This window comes from Paenalcaligenes sp. DL 309, from assembly GCF_057475285.1.
In genome coordinates this window covers 45,951-69,311 of sequence record NZ_JBYBKW010000003.1, presented here as the reverse complement: position 1 = coordinate 69,311, position 23,361 = coordinate 45,951, and the positions used below count along the sequence as shown (strand labels likewise).

Genomic DNA, 23,361 nt, shown 5'->3' with positions numbered 1-23,361 from the left:
ATTCCAATGAAAATGCTAAAATGATTGATTGCTCAATCAATCACTATCAATCGATTATATTCAATTATGTCCAATGACTACCTTAAACGCACCTTAACCTCTAAGGTCTACGATGTAGTGGCAGAAACACCACTAGAGCTAGCTCCTCTGACCTCGGCGCAGCTGCACAACCGTATATTACTTAAGCGTGAAGATCAACTGGCGGTATTTAGTTTTAAATTACGCGGGGCCTACAACAAAATGGCCCAGTTGCCAGCAGAAGACTTAGCACGTGGTGTTATTGCGGCTTCAGCAGGTAACCATGCTCAAGGAGTGGCATTTTCTGCCAAGCGTTTAGGTACGCGAGCCGTAATTGTAATGCCTGTTACCACGCCACAGCTAAAAATAGATGCGGTACGTAATTTTGGGGGTGAAGTGGTTTTGGTGGGTGAAAGCTTCACCGACGCTTATGAGCACGCCGTGCAGCTGATGGAAGAAGAAGGGCTGACCTTTGTGCATCCATTTGATGATCCCGATGTGATTGCCGGTCAAGGCACGGTGGGCATGGAGATATTGCATCAACACACTAAACCCATCGATGCAATTTTTGTGCCAATTGGAGGCGGGGGGCTGATTGCGGGGGTGGCTGCTTACGTAAAACAATTGCGCCCTGAAATTAAAATTATTGGCGTGCAAACAGAAGACTCCGCTGCTATGCAGCGCAGTGTGAAAGCCAATGAACGCTTAGTGTTAAATGATGTGGGCTTGTTTTCTGATGGTACAGCGGTAAAACAAGTAGGCGCAGAAACCTTTAAGCTCGTACAACAATACGTGGATGATTTTGTACTGGTAAATACGGACGCCATTTGTGCTGCGATTAAAGATGTGTTCCAAGACACGCGTAGTGTGATGGAGCCTGCTGGTGCTTTAGCCGTAGCGGGCGCTAAAAAATACATACGTCAGCATAAAATTAGTGGTCAGACTTTTGTGGCTATTACCTCTGGTGCCAATATGAACTTTGACCGTTTGCGTTTTGTGGCCGAGCGTGCAGATGTGGGTTTAGCCCGTGAGGCGTTATTTGCAGTCACTTTACCGGAAGAGCGTGGTAGTTTTTTACGCCTTTGTGAGGCCTTAGGTGATAGAGCGGTGACGGAGTTTAATTACCGTATTTCTGATGACAAAGAAGCGCATGTGTTTGTGGGTTTGGGGATACGTTCTGAGGGGGAGATTGATTTGCTGGAGGGTCACTTTAGAGGCCTAGGTTTTCCTACCTTAAACCTAACCAACAATGAAATGGCTAAAACACACCTACGTTATATGGTAGGTGGTAGATCCGATTTGGCTCATCATGAGCTGCTATATAGATTCGAATTCCCTGAGCGCCCAGGCGCTTTACGTCGGTTTTTAAGCAGTATGAATCCGGAATGGAATATCAGTCTTTTCCATTATAGAAATCAAGGTGATGATTACGGCCGCGTATTGATAGGCATGCAAGTGCCACCGGCTGATAAACAAATGTTTGGTGAGTTTTTAAGTGATTTGGGTTATCCGCACTGGGATGAAACGGATAACCCGGCTTATAAATTGTTTTTGTAATAGGTTTTTCAGCCTATTTGTAAAAATTACTTAGCAAATAACGACTCTAAAGAATTAAAGGCCTTAAACTCTAGCGCATTGCCCGATGGATCCATGAAAAACATCGTGGCTTGCTCGCCGGGTTGGCCCTTGAAACGCACATAGGGCTCAATCACAAACTCCGTGCCCTCGGCTTGTAGGCGTTCGGCAAGCGCTTCCCAGGTTGGCATATCGAGCACCACACCAAAGTGAGGCACTGGTACATGGTGCTCGTCCACTTCATTTATTGCAGCAGGAGCACTCGCGTGGGGAGACAAATGCGCCACAATTTGATGGCCAAATAGGTTGAAATCAATCCATTCGTCTGAGGATCGACCTTCCGGGCAGCCCATTTTTTTGCCATAAAAATCACGGGCTAAATCTAAATCATGCACTGGAAAAGCTAAGTGAAAAGGGCGAAGTGATGCGGTAGTCATAAGGGTGCTCCTGTGGTTTTGTTGGTCGTGGTTTCAGTAATATGCACCCGCTCTTTAGGTAAGTGAAAACTAAAGGTGCTGCCCACACCGTAACGACTTTTTATATTCAGTTCGGCTTCGTGACGTATGGCTACGTGACGAGTAATGGCTAAGCCCAGACCCGTACCGCCGGTAGCACGTGAGCGCCCCCTGTCGGTGCGGTAAAAACGTTCTGTTAAGCGCGGGATATCTCTAGGTGCTACGCCAATACCGGTGTCCTCCACTGAGAATGTGGCTGAACCGTCGGCATTTACTAACCAGCGCGTAGTAATGGTGCCGTCTGTGGGGGTGTAACGTACGGCATTAATAAGTAAATTACTAATGGCTGAAACCAGCTCAGTTTCTACTCCATCTATAAATAAATTGGGGTCTATCTCATTGATAAAGTGATGCTTGCCTTGTGATAGCGCTACGACTTGTTGTAGCGATTGCTCAATGAGACGTGGCATGGGGACGATTCCACTTTCGGCATTGGGCGAAGATTCTAAAGTAGATAGAGTCAGTAAGTCAGAAACAATGGCCTGCATATGTTTAGCTTGTTCTAGCATCATTTCTTCATAGCGTTGACGTTGATCTACAGAAACGGAGTCATAAGGCATATCGCGCAAGGTTTCTAGGAATCCAGATAATACCGTTAAAGGTGTGCGCAGTTCGTGAGAAACATTGGCCACAAAATCTTGGCGTGTGGTTTCTAGCTTCTCTACTTGGGTTACGTCTCTAGATATTAATAAATATCGGTTAAGACCATAAGGAATCAGTTGCAACAGCAGGGCACGAGCACGTCCTTGTGGCCCCACATGAATTAGCAAAGAGTCTTCCCACTTATCGGTTTGATGCGCATAATGGGCAAACTCAGGTGAACGTAAAATATTAAAAATGCTTTGGTGTCTATCTGTGGAAGGATTAAGCCCTATGTGGTGGCAAGCGGCTTTATTGCACCATTGAATCGTCATGGCGCTATCTAGTGTGACAGCACCATCAGGTAGGGCTTCAGCCGCCATCATAATGCCGCCTAATTGGCGGCTTAGGGCTTGGGATTCTTCACGAGACTGTTTTAAGTGTCTATAAATAGGGGCTAATACATCATCCCACGGACCCACTGAGGCAGGAGGGGAACCGTTGAGATTACGTACCCAGTGTTCAATTTTATGATGCTGGCTACCACTCACTAACACCATAAATAACATGCCAATGGCAAACATCGCCCAGCCGGTATCTGCGCCCAGCCATAAGCCTAAAGCGGCAGAAATAGTTGCCCATATTCCAACAGTTGTTAAGGTTTTTTTCATCGTAAAGGGGGTAAAGCAGAAGAAAAACGATAGCCAGCGCCACGCACAGTTTCAATGTGGGCGTCATGACCACTTGGGGCTAAGGCTTTGCGTAAGCGCCTAATATGCACGTCTACCGTGCGCTCTTCTACAAACACATGATCTCCCCAAACGTTATCTAATAGTTGAGACCTAGAAAACACCCGTTCTGTATGCGTCATAAAGAAATGCAGCAGCCTAAATTCAGTAGGCCCAATAGTAAGGGTTTCAGTAGCGCCAGTCACGCTATGTGTAGTGGGGTTTAATTGTAAGTCGCCAATGGTGATGAGGTCATCGGTGGTTTGTGGAGCTCGGCGACGTAGCACCGCCTTAATACGAGCTAAGAGCTCTTTAGGGGAGAAAGGTTTAGTGATGTAGTCATCAGCACCAGCCTCCAAGCCGGCTACCTTATCTGATTCTGTTCCTTTAGCGGTGAGCATAATAATAGGAATATCACGAGTACGATCAGAGGCGCGTAATTTCTTCGCTAATTGTATACCGGAGGTGTCGGGTAGCATCCAATCCAACAAAATTAATGTGGGTAACTCGGCATGTATAAGCTGTTGCGCTTGTGCCGCATTAGAAGCAAGTAAAGGCTTGTGACCAGCAAAAGATAAATTCAGAGCAATGAGCTCTTGAATAGCAGGCTCGTCTTCAACGATCAGAATAGTAGTACTCATAAGATGAAAATAAGATTAAGATGATAGATCAATATACGCTTTCACACTCAATTTGCGGTACGATTACAGCATCATGGAAAATAAAACACCTCAATCAAATTCAGATGAAACCACGCACTTTGGTTTTCAGACTGTAGCCGAACATGAGAAGGCTGCCAAGGTAGCCGATGTATTTCATTCGGTAGCTCAGCGTTACGACATTATGAATGATTTAATGTCAGGTGGCTTGCATCGCATTTGGAAGACCTTCACCATAGGCCGCGCTGCAGTACGCCCCGGTATGAAGGTCTTAGATATTGCCGGGGGCACCGGTGATTTATCTAAATCCTTTGCCCGTAAAGCAGGCCCTACCGGCCAAGTTTGGCTCACCGATATAAACAGTTCTATGCTAGGCGTGGGCCGCGATAGACTTTTGGATTTAGGCATTACTACTCCTGTAGCCGTATGCGATGCGGAGTTTTTGCCTTTTCCAGATAATTATTTCGATAGGGTGAGTGTAGCCTTTGGTTTACGTAATATGACGCATAAAGATAAAGCGCTAGCTGAAATGTATCGCGTCTTAAAACCCGGTGGCAAGTTATTAGTTTTAGAGTTTTCTCAAATTGCTAAGCCCTTAGCGCCTGTTTATGATTGGTATTCATTTAATATTTTACCAAAGGTAGGCAAAGTGGTGGCCCAAGATGAGGAAAGCTATCGTTATTTAGCTGAGTCTATACGTATGCATCCAAATCAAGAAACCTTAGCAGGCATGTTACGTGCAGAGGGTTTTGAGCGCGTTAAGTATTTTAATTTAACCGCGGGTATTTGTGCTTTACATGAAGGTATTAAACTAGGTTAACTTTTTTATTTTTGTAAAGTTTCATGGGGAGATTCATCATAGGCTTCTTTATACCAAGCGCTAAATCTCCCTAAATGATTAAATCCCCACCGTATGGCGATTTCAGTGACTTGCGCGGTGGGTTTAGCTCTAATAAGCTCTTGATGCACCGCGTCTAAGCGTGCTTTTCTAATGTAGTGCGTTGGACTGATGTTTAGCTGCACTCTAAAAGCTTCCGTTAAACTACGCACGCTCGACTCACAGGCATGTGCAATATCTTCCAGTCTTAAATTCTCTCCTAGATTCTGATCAATATACTGTCTAGCTAAACGCAAACGGCGTTGCCCCGTCATGCGGGGAGAGTGGTGAAAGTAACGCGAATAATTATTAGGTTGCGTGAGTAATAAATGCTGCAATAAGCTTAGTTCATGGTTTTTTAACCAGCGGGTAGGCAAGCTGTGCTCTGACAATGCATAAGCCAGTACGGTACTAATTTGATGCTGCCACGCTGCACCATGAGCGCTATTGATTTGATATTGAGGGTGGAACTGTATTTGTTCCTCAGGTGCAATATCCAGCAATTGCATACAGGCTTCATTTAATAAGTTTTTGGGAATTTTAATTAAAAATTGCTCGCAGTTTTCTTCCCAGTCTAGCTGTAAATTCAGCTTAGGAGAGATAATAGTAGCTGTATTCTGATCTGCAATAACCGTGTGTTTACCCACTCCTATGGATGATTTTCCCTGCACCGGCACTTGAAATAGATAAAAATCATGCAGTGCGTCTGGCGCCACATGTACAGCAGCCCCATAGCGCAGCAACATAAAAGATAGATCGCCTACCTCTACACAGCGCAAGGCTGAGTTCACCTTCCCAGCACTCCACGTTAAACGATGCTCTTTGAGCATTCCCGATGTTTTTGATTTTGCTATAGCCGGGTCTATGGACTCAAAAAGAGGCGGCTGAGCGTAGAGATTATGTAAACCATTTAGGAGCCATGTTGTCATAATTGTCTCCAAATAATTGCTCAAAACGGATAGATTTATCCAAATATGGCTAGTTTAAGGTAGAAACCTAACATAACATTGTTTAGGTATAAAGTATTAATAAATAAACAAATAATGACGAGTAGAACCTAAGGGTTTTTACTAGTTAAAAGGAGACAGCGATGAAAAAAACCTGTATTAGCTTGCTAATAGGTTCGCTAGGACTATCTTTTACTGCATTGGCGGCCGATGATCTTAAAGTGGGATTTCTATCCACTTTATCGGGTCCTGGTGCTGCTTTAGGTAATGAAATTAAAGATGGTTTTGAGCTGGCTTTAGAGCAAGCAAATAATCAGCTAGGTGGCGTGAATACCCAGCTTTTTATTGCCGATGACCAACAAAATGCGAATGAAGGGCGTCAAGCGGCAGAACGTTTGTTGCGCCGTGAAAAAGTGGATTTAATGACAGGCATGGTGTTTTCTAATGTGCTGCTACCTGTGATGCCGCGTATTTTAAAAAATGACACCATTTATATCTCTACTAACACGGGACCTGAAGACTACGCCGGTGAAAATTGCAATAAAAACTATTACACCGTCTCTTGGCAGAACGAAGACATCCCTTCTGCTATGGGTAAATACGTTACAGAACAAAAACATGACAAAGTCTTTTTAATTGCTCCGAATTATCCCGGTGGTACAGAGTCCATAGGTGGTTTTAAGCGTTACTTTGAAGGGGAGATTGCAGACGAAATTTATGTGAAATTAGGACAGATAGATTTTGCTGCTGAAGTCGCACAAATTAGAGCTTCTGGTGCAGATGCCGTCTTTTTCTTTTTACCTGGCGGGATGGGCGTTAGTTTTATTAAACAGTTAGTGAGCTCTGGCTTAGATGAACAAATCACGATTTACACCCCGGGTTTTTCTGCAGATCAAGACACCATTAAAGCGGTAGGAGAACCCATGGTGGGCATGATGAACGCCTCTCAATGGTCGCCGGATTTAGATAACGCAGCCAATCAGGCTTTTGTGAAAGCCTTCCAAGAAAAATATGATCGTATTCCTTCTATGTATGCGGCCCAAGGTTATGACACCGCTCGCTTACTAGACGCATCTATTAAAAATATAGATGGGGACTTCAAAGATAAAGATAAGCTACGCGCCGAATTAAAAAAGGCAAACTTTGAATCTGTAAGAGGGGATTTTTCTTTCAATACTAATAACTATCCCATTCAAAATTATTATATGCGCGAAGTATATAAAGATGAGGATGGGGTAATTAAAAATAAATTAATTGAAATGATTTTTGAAAACTATGAAGATCCTTTTGCTAAAAACTGCAAACTATAACTATATAAATAGGAGACAACATGACAAACGTATACAGTAATGAAGATTTACATCACATGATTCGTGATGAAAGTGTACATAAAAAGCTTTATACCGATCCGGCTATTTTCCAGCTGGAAATGGATAGAATTTACAAAAAAGTCTGGGTGTATGTGGGCCATGAAAGCCAAGTACCCAATGTGGGGGATTACATTACTACCACCATTGGTACTCAAGACGTGATTATGGTGCGTGGTAGCGATAAAAAAGTGCATGTGCTTTATAATCGCTGCCCCCATAAAGGCGCTCAAGTGGTGGCTAAAGGTTGTGGTAACACCGGAAAGTTTTTCCGCTGTCCTTACCATGCGTGGACTTTTAAACTAGATGGTGATCACTTAGCCGCGCCTATGCGTGGCGGATTTGAGGGTACCTGTTTTGATCCTAAGCACCCGGATTTTTCTATGCGTCGTCTCCCTCGCATAGAAAGCTATAGAGGTTTTGTATTTGCGAGCCAATCAGCCGAAGGTGACGCTTTAGAGGAGTTTTTGGGTGGTGTAATCAGCTCCATAGATAACTTATGTGATCGCTCTCCTGTGGGTGAGGTTGAGGTGGTGCCAGGTAGCTTTAAGGTGAAACAGCCCTCTAATTGGAAAGTGTTTTATGAAAATCTCCACGACACCATGCATGCGGTAGTCACTCATGAGTCCTCCCATGCCGCCGCCAAAGAGCAGGCAGAGGTGGAAGGCAACATGCCTTTAGAGCTGCATATTATGGCAGGTAATGGCGAGCCTTATACCTTCTGGGAGCAGCTAGATTTATATGCCTTTGATAATGGTCATGGCTATATGGAAGGGATATTTGATCCAGGCTCTATTGAAACCGATCCCGTTTCTAAGCGTCATTATGAGCTCTTAAGCGATGCATATGGTGAGCAGAGAGCATTAGAAATTTTAAGTGAAAACCGCCATAACACTGTACTTTATGGCAGTGGCTCTCCCCATACGGTATTTCAGCAGTTTCGCGTGATTCGTCCTGTAGCGGTGGATGAAACTGAGGTGGAAATTCAGCTCTTTAGATTAAAAGGAGCACCTGAGGAGCTATTTCATCGTGGCTTAATGTATGCCAATTTAATTAATTCTCCTTCTTCTAATGTGATGCCTGACGACGTAGAGCTTTATGGTCGTTGTCAGCAAGGTAACTTGGTAGATGGTGGTGACTGGATCAGTATGCACCGTTATCACGGCACAGATGAAACCATCGAAGGCGGTTATAAGGCAACCAACGGCACCAGTGAGCTGCCAGTACGTAACTTATACCGTGCATGGAAAAAATTCATGTTGGATGCCTAAAAGGAGGGGATTATGTTATTTGATATTGATTTTGACGTAAGCGTAGATAATTTAGAGCCAGTTAACTTTTCTCTAGAAGAGAAAGAGCAAGTGGCACAGTTCTTGTACGCAGAAGCGCGCTTACTTGATGATCGTTGTTGGCAAGAGTGGTTAGATCTTTGGACGGATGATGGCATGTATTGGGTGCCTAAGTCTTTTGATCAAACCAGCCCTTATGATCATATTTCTTTGTTTTGGGAAAACAAAATGCTGCGCGAATTACGGGTACGTCGTTTAGAAAATGAACGTAATTGGTCCCAGCAACCTCAAACCCGATCGTCTCGTCTTATGGGTAATATCTCCATAGAAGGTAAAGATAAAGACGGTTACTTAGTGGTTAGGGCCGCTTTTCAATCCACCGAATGGCGTGATGAGAACAGACAGCGTCAATTAGCGGGTTCGTATATTTATAAACTGGCTGAGCATGGCGATAGCTGGAAGCTCTATATGAAGCAAGTTAATTTAGTTAACAGAGAAGAAGTGCACGCCAGCTTAGAAGTGCATATTTAACCCTCTTTAAGCCGTAAAGGACCCATCTGTGACTACCGTATTATTAGCGTTGCATTATCAAAATGAAGTGCTACATGAAGAAGGCAAAATTCGCGTGGGGGTGGAAGCAAATAGCCCTGAGCGCCAGCGTATTATTACCGCTGCGCAGGATTTGTTAGCTGAAGCCCGAGCCTCACATATTCCAATTATTCATGTACGGGTGGCCTATAGGCCAGATTATGCGGATTTGCCTCATAATGCCCCTATATTTGAAGGAGTGCGGCAGTTGCAGGCGGTCCAAGAAGGTAGTTGGGGCGTGGAGTTTTTGTCAAGCTTGGCGCCCCTAGAGTCAAGCAGTGCTGAGTTTGTGGTTACCCATAAACGCATTAATGCTTTTTATGCATCTACCTTAGAAGCAATTTTAAGTCAGCTTAAACCGCAGCGTTTGGTGATTGCCGGGGTGGCGACGCATTCTGTAGTGGAAAGCACCGTGCGGCATGCGGTAGATATGGGCTATGAGGTAGTAGTGCCTGCTGCGGCTTGCGGTGCCCCCCCCGCAACACATGAGGCCTCCTTAGCCAGCATGGCGCTTATTGCCCAAATCCATAGAGATCAACACATGACAGATATTTTTAAAGAGGCTGCGGTATGAGTCAGTCTCAGCGCGTAATAATAGTGACTGGTGGCACCCAAGGTTTAGGTGCGGATATTGCTCAGTATTTCGTAGCGCAAGGCGATGCAGTGGTCATCCTAGGTGTAGCCGAAGATAAGGGTGAGCAGCGTCAACGACTATTAGAAAAGGAGGGCACGGCTTTATTTATTCGTACCGATATTCAAGATGATCAGGCCATTGATGATTGCATACAGCAGATAGTAGATAAATTTGGCCGTATAGATGTGCTGGTAAATAATGCATGTATTTATGATGATTCGGGTTTGGCCTCTAGCCGCGAGCAATGGCATCACACCTTAGGGGTGAATTTAATTTCCGCGGCTTTATTTAGCCAAAAAGTGGTGCCTCACATGTCTGCAGGCTCCGTCATTATTAATATGGGCAGCATAGGAGGGAAGGTGGCGGCCGCAGGTCGCATGCTGTATCCGGCTTCTAAGGCAGCGATGCTACAAATAACAAAAAATATGGCTGTGGAGTTGGCTCCTCAAGGAATCCGTGTGGTGGCAGTGTCGCCGGCGTGGACTTGGTCACCGGCACTAGCAAACATGGCAAATAATCAACGTGAACAGGCCGATGCCGTAGGCGCAATTACTCATCCATTGGGTAGAGTTGGAGATGGTAAAGAAGTGGCTCAGGTGGTGAGTTTTCTGGCGTCTGAACAGGCGAGCTGGATTACTGGCGTAGATATTCCTGTAGATGGTGGCTTTTCTATTCTTGGCCCAGACCAGGGTAAGGGGCCTAGACACTGGTTCGACAAGGGGCAGGCATGAGTGAGCAAAATGCAGATGTAATTATAGTAGGCAGTGGCTTGAATTCCTTAGTTTGTGCTGCTTTATTAGCCAAACGTGGTTTGAAGCCACTAGTGCTAGAACGTAATGCTGTATTTGGTGGCTGTATACGCACTGAAAGTTTGTTTCCGGGCTATACCCATGAGTTAATGGCGTCTTGGTACCCCTTGTTTTTAGGCGGTGGTGCTTACGCCCGCTTAAAAGAGGATTTAGATCACGCCGGGGTGGAGTTCCTAAATAATGGCTATACCACGGGTGTAGTAACGCATGAAGGGCAAACATTAGCCTTTAAGCAAGATATAGAAGATGCGATAGAGCGCTTAAATACCGTGGCTGTAGGCGATGGCCCTTTAATTGGCCAAATGGCCGATGAAATATTTAATCAAAACGCTGAGTTATTATTTGGTTTATTAGGTGGCTCACCGTATAAATTTTCCACATTTAAATTGCTTTTTAAGCAATGGCGTCAACGCGGGGTAGACGAATTATTGGCTTTTGCTGCGGGCGCTTTGGCTCCCTTTAGAACCTGGTCTCAACAACATGTTAAACACGGTATTACAGAAGCCACCATGGCGCCTTGGGTATTACATTCAGGGTTAGGCCCTCAAGATGCAGGCTCTGCACTCATAGGCAAGTTAACTTTTGCGGCGGTGTTAGCAGGTGGGATGCCGGTGGTCAAAGGAGGTGGCACTCAATTAGTGAATGCTTTAGTTGCGCTCACTGAAAGCTTAGGTGGGCGTTTTATAGCGAATGCTCAAGTAGACCAAGTGCTTGTGGAAAACGGTAAAGCTGTAGGGGTTAAAGCAGGTGATATAACTTACAAAGCGAATAAAGCCGTAGTGTGTAATGTCACTCCCAATCAACTTTATGAACAGCTTTTACCTGCTGCACATACACCAAAAACAGTTAAAAAAGCAGCGCAAAATTACCGTTACGGGCGTGGTGCCATGCAAATACATTTGGCCTTAGATTCCTTACCGAATTGGTCGGATGCGGAAATGCTAAAAGTACCTTTAGCGCATATGGCGCAAGATTTAGATCAGGTGTCTTTAGGTGTGATGCAAGCTGAATGTGGTCTCATACCAAGTACACCTACCATAGCGATTGGCCAGCCGGTAGCGGTGGACCCGAGTCGGGCTCCAGAGGGTGGTTGGATTTTATGGTTACAAATTCAAGATATGCCACGCGAACTTAAAGGCGATGCTAAAGGTGAAATTGTTATTGATGCAGAGCAAGGCTGGACAGAGTCTGTGCGTGAGGCCGTGGCTGATCGCATTATTCAACAGTTGGAGCAGGTATTACCTAATTTATCCACTCAAATTATTGGGCGTAAGGTGTTATCTCCCGCTGATTTAGCGCATTTAAATCCAAACCTAGTGGGTGGTGATATTTATTCGGGGGCGTGCTCTTTAGATCAGTTTTTCTGGTTCCGCCCTTTTGCTAAAAAAGGAGCAGTAAAAGGCCATCAAACACCCATAAAAAATGTTTTTCATATAGGTGCAGCCACGCATCCTGGTCCAGGTCTAGGCGGCGGATCTGGTTTATTAGTGGCTGATTTAATTTAGCGCACTAAGTAGATATTGTGTTAATCTGTCAGCTTATTGTAAGTTTTATTCCGCCACAGGAGTTTTCATGATATCTACGCGTCTATCCCAATTATTGATGGTGGTAGTGCTGGCTTTTTCTACCTTAGCTATGTTGGGTGCCTCTTTTGATGCAGAGGCCCGTCGCATGGGCGGTGGTAAGAGTTTTGGTCGCCAATCTTCTAACATAACCAAACAGCGTCAAGCTGTAACCCCCCCAGCCGCTAATGCTAACCGTAATACAGCCACACCCGCAGGTGCGAATGCCGCACGTAGTGGTGCCGCCGCTGCTCCTAAAACTGGCATGTCACGTTTTTTAGGGCCCATAGCGGGTATTGCCGCAGGTTTGGGCATTGCAGCGTTATTGTCTAGCCTAGGTTTGGCTGGGCCTTTGCTAGAAGCCTTATCTAGCATGGTGCTCATAGGTCTAGTGATTTTTGCGGTGATTTTTGTGGTGCGTCGTTTACGCGGAGGTGCTAAAAAGCCTGCTACGCAATCGGCTGCTAGCTCTGCCACGCCTATGTACCGAGAGTCCACACCTTCCATGCCTGCTAGTCGTCCTACAGAGTTTCAAAATACCGCAGCCCCGGCAGCAGCCACGGTTGCAGCTGCGTCTGAGTCCGTACAAGCTACTCAAGAAATAGACCCTACTTGGTTTATTCCCGATGATTTTGATATCACTAGCTTTTTAAATAATGCGAAAACGCAGTTTCGTGAGATTCAAAATCTCTGGGATCAAGGCAATCCAGCCGTTTTAAGAGATTATCTAACTGATGATTTACTTAAAGAGATTACCCCTGAGATTCAAGCACGCGAAGGCGCTCAAGAAACACAAATCGTCTTATTAAATGCTGAGTTACTCGGCATTGAAAAAGTAACAGACGGTCATTTAGCGAGTGTGCGCTACTCTGGTATGCTGCGTGAAGAAGCCAATACCGAAGCCTTTAGCTTTGAAGAAGTATGGAACTTATACAAAGCCGAAGGGACTGGCTGGTTATTAGCTGGTATTCAGCAGATTAATCCCAATCAGTAAAGTGTGTATTAGCAAGCACAAAGGGTTAAACTAAGACTTTATTTAACTCTCACTGTATAGGTGGACTTAGACTGTGTCTTTGCCAGCCCTTTTTGCTTCGCTGCCCATGCCGTCAGCCCTGCGCCCCACTGCTGTAGTAGTGCGGGCGCTTAATGCCGTGTTAAACCGTGAGCCTTGGGCTCAGTCACGTTTAGCGCAATACGTAGGGCGTACCGTAGGCATAACCATAGGCAGCTTACATTTGCCTCTTAGCTTTAGTTATGCTGGCACCGTGGTGCTTACAGAGCCTGTAGAGCAAGCCGATGTGCAGCTCACAATTCCGGCAGATCATTTACGGCAATTTCCGGCGATCTTAACGCAATCTACGCCTAATCCTGATGCGCTCTTAGCGTTAGTGCATATACAGGGTGATGCCGGTTTAGCGCATGCTGTGGCTCAAATAGTGAGTCAGCTGCGTTTAGATCCCGAAGCAGAAATAGCACGTTATACGGGAGATGTATTCGCTGTTCGTAGTATGGCACTGCTTAAACAGTTGATAGTTAGCAGTCAGCGTACCGCTAAGCATGCTGAGTCAAATGTAGCTGAGTTTTTAGGCGAGGAAAGCGGTTTGTTAGTAAGCTCAAATTACTCATACTTATGGGAAGATCGCTTTATGCAGTTAGAGCAACGTTTACAAGCCTTAGAGCAGCGTACTGCTCTTTTAAAGGGGAAGCTAAATGTTACGAATTAGTCGCTTTCTCTTTATTATGTACATCTCTTTTAAGTATCGCTTAGATGAGCTAGTGCTTTCCGGTATTCAGCATCCGTGGGCTGTTAGGCTTTTAAAGTGGTTGCGGTTTAGGCGTCAGCCTAAAGAGAGCCGTGGCGTGCGTTTGCGTTTAGCCTTAGAATCATTAGGCCCTGTTTTTGTTAAATTTGGTCAGGTGCTGTCTACTAGGCGTGATTTAATACCGGCTGACATTGCCTCTGAGTTAGCCTTATTACAAGATCGGGTACCACCCTTTTCTTCCCAATTAGCTGCTAAAACAGTAGAAAAGGCCCTAGGGGCTTCGCCGCATGTTATTTTTAAGCAGTTTGATATAGACCCTATCGCCTCAGCGTCTATTGCGCAAGTGCACTTTGCTGTTTTGCCAGATGGCCGTGAGGTGGCAGTAAAAATCTTGCGCCCAGGCATGCGTGAAGCCATAGACAAAGACCTAGCGTTAATGCGTACCTTTGCCAATATAATGCATCGCTTATTGGCTGATGGTAAACGTTTACGTCCGCGTGAAGTAGTGGCGGAGTTTGAGAAGCATTTGCATGATGAGCTGGATTTAATCCGTGAAGCCTCTAATTGCAGCCAGTTACGTCGTAATTTCTCTGTGGAGTCTGGGCGTGCCGAGTTGTTAATGGTGCCTGAGGTGCATTGGGACTATTGTGCCACTAATGTTTTCACCATGGACCGCATGAAAGGCATACCCGTAAGCCAAGTAGAACGTTTACTGGCTGCAGGTGTGGATCTTCAAGACTTAGCCCGTAAAGGGGTAGAGATATTTTTTAGTCAGGTGTTTTCAGATGGTTTTTTTCATGCTGATATGCACCCAGGTAATATTTACGTATCAGATAACCCTAAAACGATAGGGCGTTATATTGCCTTAGATTTTGGTATTGTGGGTTCTTTATCTGAATTTGATAAAAATTATTTAGCGCAAAACTTTTTAGCCTTTTTTAATCGTGATTACCGCCGTGTAGCTCAGTTACATATAGAGTCAGGCTGGGTTCCAGCCCATACTCGTGAAGATGAGTTAGAAGGAGCGGTACGTGCAGTCTGTGAGCCATATTTCGACAGACCGCTATCACAAATATCACTAGGCCAAGTGTTGTTGCGTTTGTTCCAAACCTCACGCCGTTTTAATGTAGAAATTCAGCCACAGCTTGTGCTGCTGCAAAAAACTCTCTTAAACGTAGAAGGCATGGGGCGTGATTTAGACCCAAACTTAGACTTATGGGATACCGCTAAACCCTATTTAGAAAACTGGATGCATCAGCGTGTAGGTCTAGCGGGTCTAAAACAACGTATGAACCAAGAGGCGGGGCAGTGGTCACAACTTTTACCACAAATTCCACGCTTGGTTTTTGACAATTTAAATCGCCCAGATTATCGGCCAGAGTTGCAGCGCGAACTAAAACTACTTCGCATTTCACAGCAGCAAAATAATAAGCTGCTAGCTACACTCTGCGCCATACTGGCAATAGCAATTGTGGTGGCGCTATGGGCTCTAGTGCATTGATCAATAATTGATAAGGATTACTATGCTTTACCCTGAACTGTTTAAATCAATGGAAGCCGTACGCTGGAATATGGCCCATGACATCCCATGGGATGATTTTGATGGTAGTAAACTCACTGATGAGCAAGCCTATACCATTAAAATGAATGCCATTACTGAGTGGGCTGCTTTGCCTGCCACAGAAATGTTTTTGCGTGATAACCGTGATGATAGTGATTTTTGCGCATTTATGTCCATTTGGTTCTTTGAGGAGCAAAAACACTCATTGGTGTTGATTGAGTATTTACGTAGGTTTCGCCCAGAGCTTGTACCTACCGAGGAAGAGCTCCATAAAGTGCGTTTTGAGTTTGACCCTGCTCCTCCTATGGAAACACTTATGCTGCATTTTTGCGGCGAAGTGCGCCTAAACCACTGGTACAGACGTGCGGCGGATTGGCACACTGAGCCTGTGATTAAAGCCATCTATCAGATTGTAGGTCAAGACGAAGCCCGTCATGCAGGGGCTTACTTACGTTATATGCGTAGAGCATTAAAGTTGGGCGATGAGCAAGCGGAATTAAATACGCGTTTGGCTTTTTCTAAAATCGGCGTACTTATGGCATCAGCACATCGTACCGCTCAAGCTTTGCATCCCACAAATTTACACGTCAATAAAGACATGTATCCAAACGACACCGTGCAATCCAAACTACCCACCCCAGGCTGGTTAGAAAATTGGCTCGATAACCAGATTTGCTTTGATAAAGAGTGGGAAGGTCGTGTGAGCACACGCATTTTGCACAATATGTCGCTGTTAATGGGCGAAGAATTTGAATCCCCTTCGGCCTTAAATCGTTATCGTAGAAGCTTAAGCAAGCAAATCGTTACGGCTGAATGATACGTAATGATAAGCTTTGAGCAAAAAATATACAGCCGTGACGCCTTAGTAGCTGCGGTAAAAGGCGGGCAAATTGCCCGCCCTTTGGTGTTTACGAATGGAGTTTTCGATATTTTGCACCGGGGTCATGCCAGTTATTTAGATGCCGCAGCGCAGCTTGGTGCAAGCTTAATCGTAGCCGTAAATTCTGATGTCTCCGTGCGCAGTCTTAATAAAGGTGCAGATAGACCCATTAATAATGAGAATGATAGGTGTGCATTATTAGCCGCTTTGGCCTCTATTAGTGCGGTTACTGTGTTTACGGAATCTACCCCTGAGCAGATTATTTCTGAACTTAAACCCGATCTTATTGTAAAGGGTGGGGATTACGATATGGAAAGTTTGCCTGAGACGGCTTTAGTACGTAGTTGGGGGGGAGATGCCGTAGCGATTCCCATCACCTTTGAGAGGTCTACTACAGCTTTAGTAGATAAAATACGCCAACGTCCAGAAGGCTGAGAAGTATAAGGATTAAGGTGCTGGTATTAACATACGACTAATGGCTGCAATGTCATCGTCTTGTAATTGGCCTACCGTGCTTTTAAGCCTGATGCTGTAGAGCAGCGTGTCATAACGTGCCTTTGCTAAGGCACGTTGCGTTTCGTAAAGCTGCTTTTGTGCATTAAGTACATCAATATTCGTGCGTACGCCTATTTCATAAGCTAGCTCATTAGCCTCTACTGCCTTTAGGCTCGTTTGTTCTGCCGATTGCAGGGTATTCACTTGGCGTATACCGTTATTCACACTGATAAAGTACGTGTTGATATTTTCCGCGGTGAGGCGGCGTGCGTTTTCGTGTTCGTAGTTGGCTTGCTGTAGTAAGGATGCGTTTTCACGGACTTTTGAGGAAATCGCTCCTCCTTGATAAATCGGAATGGCTAGTTCGATGCCTATGCTGCTATTGAGTGCCCGTGGGCCATTATTAGGCCCATAAATACCTTGGTTACTTTGGCTACCGCTATGAGCCTGTAAGGATAGGGTAGGGGCATGTTCACGCTTATTGGCTTGTAGTTGCTGCTCTTGAGCATGTATGGCTAAGTTGGTTTTGGCAATAGTAATACTACCTAGTGCCGCTTGTTGAAGCCAAGCATCTACCTGTAAGGGTTCAGGGGCGGGCAGTTCAGCGTTAGGATTTAAGGGGGCTAATACAAAAATAGGTTGGCCAACAATACGGCTTAATTGGTTTTTAGCCGCTTGTAAATTATTTTCTGTACTAATGCGCTGGTTAATCACTAAATCTAAGCGTGATTGCGCTTCGTAAGAGTCAGTAATGGTGGCGCCCCCTAGCTCAAACTCATACTCAGCTAGCCGTAACTGTTGTTCTATCGCTTCTTGCTCAGCAGCTAATGATTTCAAACTGTCTTGGGCTGTTAATACATCAAAATACGCTTCGCTTACACGTAAAAACAAATCATTACGCGCCTGTTCTAAATCAAGTACTGCTATGCCAGCCAGATAACGTGAACGCTCAAACTGAGCTATAGCGCTGAGATTTATGAGTGGTTGGTTTAAACGTAGCTGCCATTCATTGGGATTGTGATGTTGACTTCTATCTAAGCCTGAGACGCGGCGCACATCGTTATGGCGTATAGCGCTAACGGCATCAATACGCGGCAGTAGTTCTGCTCGAGCTTGATTGATTTTTTCTTGATTGGCTTGGGTATTGGCTCTTTGGGCAGCATAGATGGGATCGCGTTGTAGAGCTAGTTGCCAAATATCCCAAAGATCTAGGGCTGGAGTTGCATAAGAAACAGCCACCGATAAACTCAGACTTATGGTGGCTAATAACTGCAAGACAAATCGCATAGAAAAGGTTTAAAAATTAAAGCGTGAGACACTGCTGCCGCGCAAGGGCTTAATCACTGTATCAAAGAGTGGCGTGGTCTCAAAGCTAGCGGCACTAGTGCGTGTGATACGAGTGGCTGTCATGATGGGACCTGTGCCTACTACGGCCACCAGACGGCCACCTATACATAACTGATATTTTAAGGCATCCGGAACTACGTGTACTGAACCAGTAAGTAAAATGGCATCGTATTCAGTGGTACCCCAACCTTCGTGCGCATCGCCAATTTCTACTGTAACGTTAGTGATTTTTTCACGCTGTAAATTATCTGTAGCAAATGCAGCTAAAGTGCTATTAATTTCTACTGAAGTTACATGCTGAGCTAAGTAAGCCAATAGAGCGGCTTGATGCCCGGAGCCCGTGCCGATTTCAAGCACACCGTCTGTAGGCTGTAATTGCAACTCTCTGGTTAAGCGGCCTTCAATGACGGGCTTAAGCATGTATTCATTGGTGTCTACTTCATCAATAATTAAAGGCACTTCACTATCAGCAAAGGCCATGCCCTTGTAAGCAGAAGGTACAAAATTTTCTCTACGTACATTATATAGCGCCTCTAACACCCCTTCGTCTTCTACGTACCAAGGGCGAATTTGTTGTTCAACCATATAATAACGGGCGAGCTCGAGTTCTGACAGCGCATGTATTTTCATAGTGGTTAGAGGTCTTTATATAAAAAGGTAGAGATAAATTAGTTTGAAGGTATTATAGGCCACCAATGGTGGAAATGGTTAACTGGACCATGGCCAGAGCCTACAGAGAGATCGCCAGAACGAGCAATGGCTTCGTACAGATACTTTTTAGCGGCTTTAGCCGCGTCAATGGCGCTGGTATGTTGGGGCAATAATGCGGCTAAGGCTGCAGATAAAGTACAGCCTGTGCCATGCGTATTTTTAGTCTCTATACGCTGTGCGGGCATTTCTATCATTTGATCACCGTTATAAAGTAAATCGGTGCATTCAGAGCCGGGTAAATGACCACCTTTTAAAAATACCCAGCGATTGTTATCATCTGCCATGAGTTTACGTAGTTTTTCTGCTACCCCATACATTTCTTTTACGGTTTCTACAGGGCGCATAGCTAGCAATACACCGGCTTCCGGTAGATTAGGCGTAATCATAGTGGCTAAAGGTAGCATGCCTTCACGCATTTCTGCGGTAGCCGCCTTTTCTAGTAAATGATCCCCACTCTTAGCTACCATCACTGGATCAAGCACTATGTGCTTAGGATGCCAGTGACTTAGGCGTTCAATCACTGTGCGTATTACTGGTTGCTGGCCTAGCATACCTATTTTGACGGCATCAATGCGTACATCATCAAAGAGCACATCGATTTGCTCTTTAATAAAAGCAGGATCAATAGGGTAGATGCCAACTACACCCTGGGTGTTTTGAGAAGTGAGTGCCGCTACCACACCGGTAGCATAAGCGCCCAAAGCGCTCATGGCTTTAACATCTGCAATCACACCAGCGCCTCCAGAAGGGTCAACGCCAGCAACGCTAAGAGTATTAGGAATCATGATAATTACTACCTAGAATGAATAAGGCCTTCAGTCGGTGAGCTTGGGTCTGCGTCGTAGTATTTGCGTGGAATACGGCCCGCTAAATAGGCGGCACGGCCTGCTTTCACACCATCGCGCATAGCAGCTGCCATAAGAATCGGATTTTGAGCGCCTGCAATGGCAGTATTCATCAATACACCATCACAGCCTAGCTCCATAGCGATGGTGGCATCTGAGGCCGTACCTACACCGGCATCCACTAATACGGGCACGGTGGCTTGGTCAATAATCAAGCGTAAGTTCCACGGGTTAATAATGCCCATACCCGAACCAATTAAAGAAGCCAAAGGCATAATGGCTACACAGCCTATGTCTTCTAGCATCTTGCACTGGATGGGGTCATCAGCACAATACACCATCACCTCAAAGCCTTCATCTACTAAGGTTTTAGCCGCTTTGAGGGTTTCAGGCATGTTAGGAAAGAGATTTGTGGGATCACCCAAAACCTCTAGTTTGACTAGATTACGGCCGTCTAATAGTTCACGTGCTAACCGTAAGGTACGCACCGCATCGTCAGCGGTGTAACAGCCAGCAGTATTGGGTAATAAGGTAAATTCAGAAGGAGGCAGGTAATCTAAAAGGCTAGGCTGGCTTGCGTCTTGACCAATATTGGTACGGCGTATGGCTACCGTAATGATTTCAGCACCACTGGTGTCTACGGCTTGGCGTGTTTCGTCAAAGTCTTTATATTTTCCTGTGCCCACTAAAAGGCGTGAGGAGTAGGTTTTTCCAGCAATTACAAAAGGATCTGCAGTCATGAGATTTGTGTTGTGGTTTACTTTTCAATAGGTGATATTTGAGTGCAGAGAAGTTCTGTGGCCTCAAATAAACGTGGCCCGGCTCGATAAAACTGATCCGCATTAACCTTATAAGTGGCTACAGGCTGGACCTGTGCAGCATCAAGCATTTTTACTATACGAGTTAAAGGCTTATCCATAGCAGTATAAATTATCCCATCAATTGGTGCAGTGAATAGTTGCTCTATATTAACTGCCGGGGCCACGGTGCTGCTGTGTTGCGCCCAGTTTTGTGCACCACATAGGTTTAATACGTCATTACTGATGGCATCATTTAAGGTGTAAAGAGGTGCGGTGCTTAGAGCAATGAAAACGGTTTTAGGGCTGTTGCTTTGGTATTGCTGCTTTAGGCGGTGCAGTTGTTGTTGCCATTGCTGATTAAGGACTGCGGCCTTTTCTCTTTGATCTAACCAATTACCTAACTGTAAGACGGCATCAGCAATATCGCTAAGGGATTGTGGATTCACATAATGTAATGCAATATCGCTTTGCGCTAAGGTGTTTTCTAAAGCCACTAAAGCTCGCGTAGGCTGCCACGCAAACACCACATCCGGTTTATAAGCCAATAACGATTCCGCAGAAACGGAGACGCCGTCACCCACACGTGGCAAATCTTGTGCGGCAGGCGGGTAGTTACTACTATCTACAGTAGCCACTAGTTTGTCTTCCGCACCAATGGCATAAATCAATTCCGTAATGTTGGGCGCTAAGCTAATGGCGCGTTCATAGGCCGCACTGCTAAAGGAAAGCAGCAGTGCGGCCACGGCAAAGGCGTATTTCATCAATTACATGCGCCAAGCAAAGTTTAAAAACACATTAGAACCGGGCATGTTGTAGCCGTAAGCACTGTAATAATTTTTATCAAACACATTATTCCAGCGCAAATGCGCATCTAGGTTTTTATGAATGGCGTAGCTAGCCGTTAAATTCACTAAGCTATAGCTGCCTAAGCGCGTTTCTTCCCTATTATCTGCACTGTCGTAACGTTTGCTGGTGTATTGGTACTCTGCGCCCAAGCCTAGATCTTGCCATTGGTATTCGGTACCCACTTTGATATTTTGTTTAGCACGGCGTGTGAGTTGCTTGCCGGTGGCATCATCTTTAGGGTTGAGGAAATCGGCGGAAGCCCATAGGTTTACATCACCAAAATTATGAGCGCCGTATAAAGAAACGCCGCGAATGGTGGCTTTATCAACGTTCATCGCGGTGCACTCAAAGTTGCTATTGCACACATAGCCATCAATTAAGTCATCTATTTTGTTTTGAAATACCGTGGCTTTAAATTGGCTGCCACCGTTATCAAAAGCGACATGCGCTTCAATATTTTTTGATTTTTCAGGCTTGAGGTTTGGATTACCTTGAAAGCCATAAGATAAAGGTGAATAGAGCTCAGTGAAGGTGGGCGCTCTAAAGCCGGTATTGGCGGCAGCACCTACGGACCACTCTGGTGTGATATCCAGTTCATAGCCCAAACCACCCGTTGTACGATGACCAATACCGCTGATATTATCGTTACGCACACTGGCTTGTAGATTATGTGGGCCAAAATCAGCCCTATAAACGGCAGCAAATGAATTCGTATTACGGTCGGTGTTGGTGTAATCCGTAGCGCTATGCGCAATGCGCTCTTCCAAGCGCTCGGCTATCAATGATAGGTCTTGGTTGGCTGTTAAAGCAATATCATTTTGCCAGCTGTATTGGCGCTGTAGGGTACTAAACGTATTGTCATAGATGGGCGTGGCATTTTGCTCTTTGCTTAAGCCAAAAGTAAGCGTGCTGACCCAGTTGTCTGCTAAACGATTTTTACTGAAAACATCATAGCTTTGCTGGCGAGTTTGGGTGAAAGCGTCTGGGTAAAAGTCCCCAGCATCAAAGTCCCCATTTATGTAGCTATTGTACGCATTGATACCAATCTGTTGACCGTCCGCCCATTCATAGCCTAAAGCACCAGTAAAGGCATTGCTGTGATAGCCATCTTTATCACCATAATAGGAAAAGGCATTGTTTTTATGGGTGGAGTTAAAGCCGTTACTTTTGGCATAACTCGCATTGAAGTTATAAGTAAAGCCATTTACGCCCCCATCTAAACCCACACTGGATTTAACGGTTTTATGGCTACCCACGCCTACGGAACCGTAGAATTGAGTGGCTTGGTCTTTTTGCCCTTGTTTGGTGATGATGTTAATGACCCCACCAATGGCATCCGCACCATACAAACTGCTGGCAGCACCGCGTATAATCTCAATACGCTCAATGCTGGCTGGGTCAATGGCATTCCAGTTCACCCCGCCCTGTACGCTACCGTTAATGCGCATTCCATTCATGAGTACTAAGGTTTGGTTAGGATTGGCTCCCCGTATAGAAACACTGGTGACGGTTTGAGGGCCACCATTACTGTAAAACTCAATGCCAGGCTGGCGCGACAGGATTTCTGCTACGCTATTTTGGCCCGCTTTAGCGAGCTCTGCTTGATTAATAACGGTAATGTCACCCACTACATTTTGTTCTAACTGTGGCGTACGCGCTGCAGTCACCACAATTTGATCTAATTGTTGAACGGGGGTTTGAGCAAAAACGGGAGCAGAAACAAGGCTAGCCAACACCGTACAGGCGAGGCTGGGGCGGAAAGAGCGTAAAGTCATTTGTGAGTACCTGTGGGAAGTGCGTCCCCGCACTTCAATTAATGTAGGTAGAAATCACAGCCAGTTCCGGACTAGAGACAGTGTCTGATTACCGTTGCGGGGGCAGTAGGCTTTTTGGCCTTTCCTGTATATAACTGTGATTTCTATGAGAGTTAGCGCCTAAAAGGCTACAATTAGAGCGCTGTTATGTC

Annotated in this window: 23 protein-coding genes and 1 riboswitch; of the genes, 13 read left to right on the top strand and 10 right to left on the bottom strand. The window is 45.3% G+C overall.

The window, feature by feature from the left end:
* The first annotated feature begins 66 nt into the window (after positions 1-66).
* Positions 67-1,575 (top strand): threonine ammonia-lyase, biosynthetic, encoded by a 1,509-nt coding sequence (gene ilvA, locus AC2UZJ_RS05010; protein WP_486949030.1) that lies wholly within the window; start codon positions 67-69, stop codon positions 1,573-1,575.
* A gap of 26 nt (positions 1,576-1,601) precedes the next feature.
* Here ilvA and AC2UZJ_RS05005 read toward each other — a convergent pair whose 3' ends face one another.
* From AC2UZJ_RS05005 to phoB, 3 genes are read right to left on the bottom strand one after another with little or no spacing between them, the layout of a single operon-like run.
* Positions 1,602-2,030 carry a VOC family protein gene (locus AC2UZJ_RS05005; protein ID WP_486949029.1) on the bottom strand — a complete coding sequence of 143 codons (429 nt, stop codon included), beginning with the start codon at positions 2,028-2,030 and terminating at the stop codon, positions 1,602-1,604.
* Complete coding sequence (gene phoR, locus AC2UZJ_RS05000; RefSeq protein WP_486949028.1) at positions 2,027-3,358, bottom strand: phosphate regulon sensor histidine kinase PhoR; 1,332 nt, start codon at positions 3,356-3,358, stop codon at positions 2,027-2,029. Before phoR ends, AC2UZJ_RS05005 begins: the two co-directional genes overlap by 4 nt.
* The gene (gene phoB, locus AC2UZJ_RS04995; RefSeq protein ID WP_486949027.1) at positions 3,355-4,056 is read right to left on the bottom strand and encodes a phosphate regulon transcriptional regulator PhoB; all 702 of its coding nucleotides are present in this window, start codon (positions 4,054-4,056) and stop codon (positions 3,355-3,357) included. Before phoB ends, phoR begins: the two co-directional genes overlap by 4 nt.
* Positions 4,057-4,129: 73 nt before the next feature.
* On the opposite strand from phoB, the gene ubiE reads away from it, so the two are divergent.
* Positions 4,130-4,894 carry a bifunctional demethylmenaquinone methyltransferase/2-methoxy-6-polyprenyl-1,4-benzoquinol methylase UbiE gene (gene ubiE / locus AC2UZJ_RS04990; RefSeq protein WP_486949026.1) on the top strand — a complete coding sequence of 255 codons (765 nt, stop codon included), beginning with the start codon at positions 4,130-4,132 and terminating at the stop codon, positions 4,892-4,894.
* 5 nt (positions 4,895-4,899) lie between these two features.
* On the opposite strand, the gene AC2UZJ_RS04985 is transcribed toward ubiE, so the two are convergent.
* Positions 4,900-5,880: an AraC family transcriptional regulator gene (locus AC2UZJ_RS04985; RefSeq protein ID WP_486949025.1), complete on the bottom strand. Its 981-nt coding sequence runs from the start codon at positions 5,878-5,880 to the stop codon at positions 4,900-4,902.
* 161 nt (positions 5,881-6,041) lie between these two features.
* On the opposite strand from AC2UZJ_RS04985, the gene AC2UZJ_RS04980 reads away from it, so the two are divergent.
* The 11 genes from AC2UZJ_RS04980 (at position 6,042) to AC2UZJ_RS04930 (ending at position 16,786) form a co-directional block, all read left to right on the top strand.
* Positions 6,042-7,208 (top strand): ABC transporter substrate-binding protein, encoded by a 1,167-nt coding sequence (locus AC2UZJ_RS04980; protein ID WP_486949024.1) that lies wholly within the window; start codon positions 6,042-6,044, stop codon positions 7,206-7,208.
* 20 nt (positions 7,209-7,228) lie between these two features.
* Entirely contained in the window at positions 7,229-8,536 is a 1,308-nt protein-coding gene (locus AC2UZJ_RS04975) for an aromatic ring-hydroxylating dioxygenase subunit alpha (protein ID WP_486949023.1), read from the top strand.
* 12 nt (positions 8,537-8,548) lie between these two features.
* Complete coding sequence (locus tag AC2UZJ_RS04970) at positions 8,549-9,085, top strand: aromatic-ring-hydroxylating dioxygenase subunit beta (protein WP_486949022.1); 537 nt, start codon at positions 8,549-8,551, stop codon at positions 9,083-9,085.
* A 28-nt stretch (positions 9,086-9,113) separates the two neighbouring features.
* Positions 9,114-9,716, top strand: coding sequence for a cysteine hydrolase family protein (locus tag AC2UZJ_RS04965; protein WP_486949021.1), 603 nt, complete (start codon positions 9,114-9,116; stop codon positions 9,714-9,716).
* A complete protein-coding gene (locus tag AC2UZJ_RS04960) occupies positions 9,713-10,507 on the top strand; it encodes a glucose 1-dehydrogenase (protein ID WP_486949020.1) in 795 nt (264 codons plus the stop codon). The genes AC2UZJ_RS04965 and AC2UZJ_RS04960 overlap by 4 nt, the downstream gene beginning before the upstream one ends.
* Positions 10,504-12,090, top strand: a complete 1,587-nt coding sequence (locus AC2UZJ_RS04955; protein ID WP_486949019.1) for a phytoene desaturase family protein — start codon at positions 10,504-10,506, stop codon at positions 12,088-12,090. Before AC2UZJ_RS04960 ends, AC2UZJ_RS04955 begins: the two co-directional genes overlap by 4 nt.
* 67 nt (positions 12,091-12,157) lie before the next feature.
* On the top strand, positions 12,158-13,141 hold the full coding sequence (locus AC2UZJ_RS04950; RefSeq protein ID WP_486949018.1) for a Tim44 domain-containing protein: 984 nt from the start codon (positions 12,158-12,160) through the stop codon (positions 13,139-13,141).
* 73 nt (positions 13,142-13,214) lie between these two features.
* Positions 13,215-13,871 carry a ubiquinone biosynthesis accessory factor UbiJ gene (locus tag AC2UZJ_RS04945; RefSeq protein WP_486949017.1) on the top strand — a complete coding sequence of 219 codons (657 nt, stop codon included), beginning with the start codon at positions 13,215-13,217 and terminating at the stop codon, positions 13,869-13,871.
* Positions 13,858-15,411, top strand: coding sequence for a ubiquinone biosynthesis regulatory protein kinase UbiB (ubiB, locus tag AC2UZJ_RS04940; protein WP_486949016.1), 1,554 nt, complete (start codon positions 13,858-13,860; stop codon positions 15,409-15,411). The genes AC2UZJ_RS04945 and ubiB overlap by 14 nt, the downstream gene beginning before the upstream one ends.
* Positions 15,412-15,433: 22 nt before the next feature.
* Positions 15,434-16,288, top strand: coding sequence for a ferritin family protein (locus tag AC2UZJ_RS04935; protein ID WP_486949015.1), 855 nt, complete (start codon positions 15,434-15,436; stop codon positions 16,286-16,288).
* A gap of 6 nt (positions 16,289-16,294) precedes the next feature.
* A complete protein-coding gene (locus tag AC2UZJ_RS04930; protein WP_486949014.1) occupies positions 16,295-16,786 on the top strand; it encodes an adenylyltransferase/cytidyltransferase family protein in 492 nt (163 codons plus the stop codon).
* 12 nt (positions 16,787-16,798) lie between these two features.
* Here AC2UZJ_RS04930 and AC2UZJ_RS04925 read toward each other — a convergent pair whose 3' ends face one another.
* The 6 genes from AC2UZJ_RS04925 to AC2UZJ_RS04900 are packed head-to-tail and all read right to left on the bottom strand — an operon-like array spanning position 16,799 to position 23,170.
* On the bottom strand, positions 16,799-18,133 hold the full coding sequence (locus AC2UZJ_RS04925) for a TolC family outer membrane protein (RefSeq protein ID WP_486949013.1): 1,335 nt from the start codon (positions 18,131-18,133) through the stop codon (positions 16,799-16,801).
* Positions 18,134-18,142: 9 nt separating this feature from the next.
* Entirely contained in the window at positions 18,143-18,823 is a 681-nt protein-coding gene (locus AC2UZJ_RS04920; protein ID WP_486949012.1) for a protein-L-isoaspartate O-methyltransferase family protein, read from the bottom strand.
* 38 nt (positions 18,824-18,861) lie between these two features.
* Positions 18,862-19,689 carry a bifunctional hydroxymethylpyrimidine kinase/phosphomethylpyrimidine kinase gene (gene thiD / locus AC2UZJ_RS04915; protein WP_486949011.1) on the bottom strand — a complete coding sequence of 276 codons (828 nt, stop codon included), beginning with the start codon at positions 19,687-19,689 and terminating at the stop codon, positions 18,862-18,864.
* 8 nt (positions 19,690-19,697) lie between these two features.
* A complete protein-coding gene (locus AC2UZJ_RS04910; protein ID WP_486949010.1) occupies positions 19,698-20,489 on the bottom strand; it encodes a thiazole synthase in 792 nt (263 codons plus the stop codon).
* Positions 20,490-20,506: 17 nt separating this feature from the next.
* Positions 20,507-21,310 carry an ABC transporter substrate-binding protein gene (locus AC2UZJ_RS04905; RefSeq protein ID WP_486949267.1) on the bottom strand — a complete coding sequence of 268 codons (804 nt, stop codon included), beginning with the start codon at positions 21,308-21,310 and terminating at the stop codon, positions 20,507-20,509.
* Between the two features lie 3 nt (positions 21,311-21,313).
* The gene (locus AC2UZJ_RS04900; protein ID WP_486949009.1) at positions 21,314-23,170 is read right to left on the bottom strand and encodes a TonB-dependent receptor domain-containing protein; all 1,857 of its coding nucleotides are present in this window, start codon (positions 23,168-23,170) and stop codon (positions 21,314-21,316) included.
* A gap of 41 nt (positions 23,171-23,211) precedes the next feature.
* Positions 23,212-23,324: riboswitch (cobalamin riboswitch) on the bottom strand.
* Positions 23,325-23,361: the final 37 nt, after the last annotated feature.

Coding starts and splice junctions, on each gene's coding strand:
- AC2UZJ_RS04920 (WP_486949012.1), bottom strand. CDS start 18,823: ATGAAAATACATGCGCTGTCAGAACTCGAGCTCGCCCGTTATTATATG.
- phoB (WP_486949027.1), bottom strand. CDS start 4,056: ATGAGTACTACTATTCTGATCGTTGAAGACGAGCCTGCTATTCAAGAG.
- AC2UZJ_RS04985 (WP_486949025.1), bottom strand. CDS start 5,880: ATGACAACATGGCTCCTAAATGGTTTACATAATCTCTACGCTCAGCCG.
- AC2UZJ_RS05005 (WP_486949029.1), bottom strand. CDS start 2,030: ATGACTACCGCATCACTTCGCCCTTTTCACTTAGCTTTTCCAGTGCAT.
- AC2UZJ_RS04930 (WP_486949014.1), top strand. CDS start 16,295: ATGATAAGCTTTGAGCAAAAAATATACAGCCGTGACGCCTTAGTAGCT.
- AC2UZJ_RS04975 (WP_486949023.1), top strand. CDS start 7,229: ATGACAAACGTATACAGTAATGAAGATTTACATCACATGATTCGTGAT.
- AC2UZJ_RS04970 (WP_486949022.1), top strand. CDS start 8,549: ATGTTATTTGATATTGATTTTGACGTAAGCGTAGATAATTTAGAGCCA.
- AC2UZJ_RS04905 (WP_486949267.1), bottom strand. CDS start 21,310: ATGAAATACGCCTTTGCCGTGGCCGCACTGCTGCTTTCCTTTAGCAGT.
- AC2UZJ_RS04960 (WP_486949020.1), top strand. CDS start 9,713: ATGAGTCAGTCTCAGCGCGTAATAATAGTGACTGGTGGCACCCAAGGT.
- ubiE (WP_486949026.1), top strand. CDS start 4,130: ATGGAAAATAAAACACCTCAATCAAATTCAGATGAAACCACGCACTTT.
- phoR (WP_486949028.1), bottom strand. CDS start 3,358: ATGAAAAAAACCTTAACAACTGTTGGAATATGGGCAACTATTTCTGCC.
- ubiB (WP_486949016.1), top strand. CDS start 13,858: ATGTTACGAATTAGTCGCTTTCTCTTTATTATGTACATCTCTTTTAAG.
- AC2UZJ_RS04910 (WP_486949010.1), bottom strand. CDS start 20,489: ATGACTGCAGATCCTTTTGTAATTGCTGGAAAAACCTACTCCTCACGC.
- AC2UZJ_RS04935 (WP_486949015.1), top strand. CDS start 15,434: ATGCTTTACCCTGAACTGTTTAAATCAATGGAAGCCGTACGCTGGAAT.
- AC2UZJ_RS04900 (WP_486949009.1), bottom strand. CDS start 23,170: ATGACTTTACGCTCTTTCCGCCCCAGCCTCGCCTGTACGGTGTTGGCT.
- AC2UZJ_RS04955 (WP_486949019.1), top strand. CDS start 10,504: ATGAGTGAGCAAAATGCAGATGTAATTATAGTAGGCAGTGGCTTGAAT.
- thiD (WP_486949011.1), bottom strand. CDS start 19,689: ATGATTCCTAATACTCTTAGCGTTGCTGGCGTTGACCCTTCTGGAGGC.
- AC2UZJ_RS04925 (WP_486949013.1), bottom strand. CDS start 18,133: ATGCGATTTGTCTTGCAGTTATTAGCCACCATAAGTCTGAGTTTATCG.
- AC2UZJ_RS04950 (WP_486949018.1), top strand. CDS start 12,158: ATGATATCTACGCGTCTATCCCAATTATTGATGGTGGTAGTGCTGGCT.
- AC2UZJ_RS04980 (WP_486949024.1), top strand. CDS start 6,042: ATGAAAAAAACCTGTATTAGCTTGCTAATAGGTTCGCTAGGACTATCT.
- ilvA (WP_486949030.1), top strand. CDS start 67: ATGTCCAATGACTACCTTAAACGCACCTTAACCTCTAAGGTCTACGAT.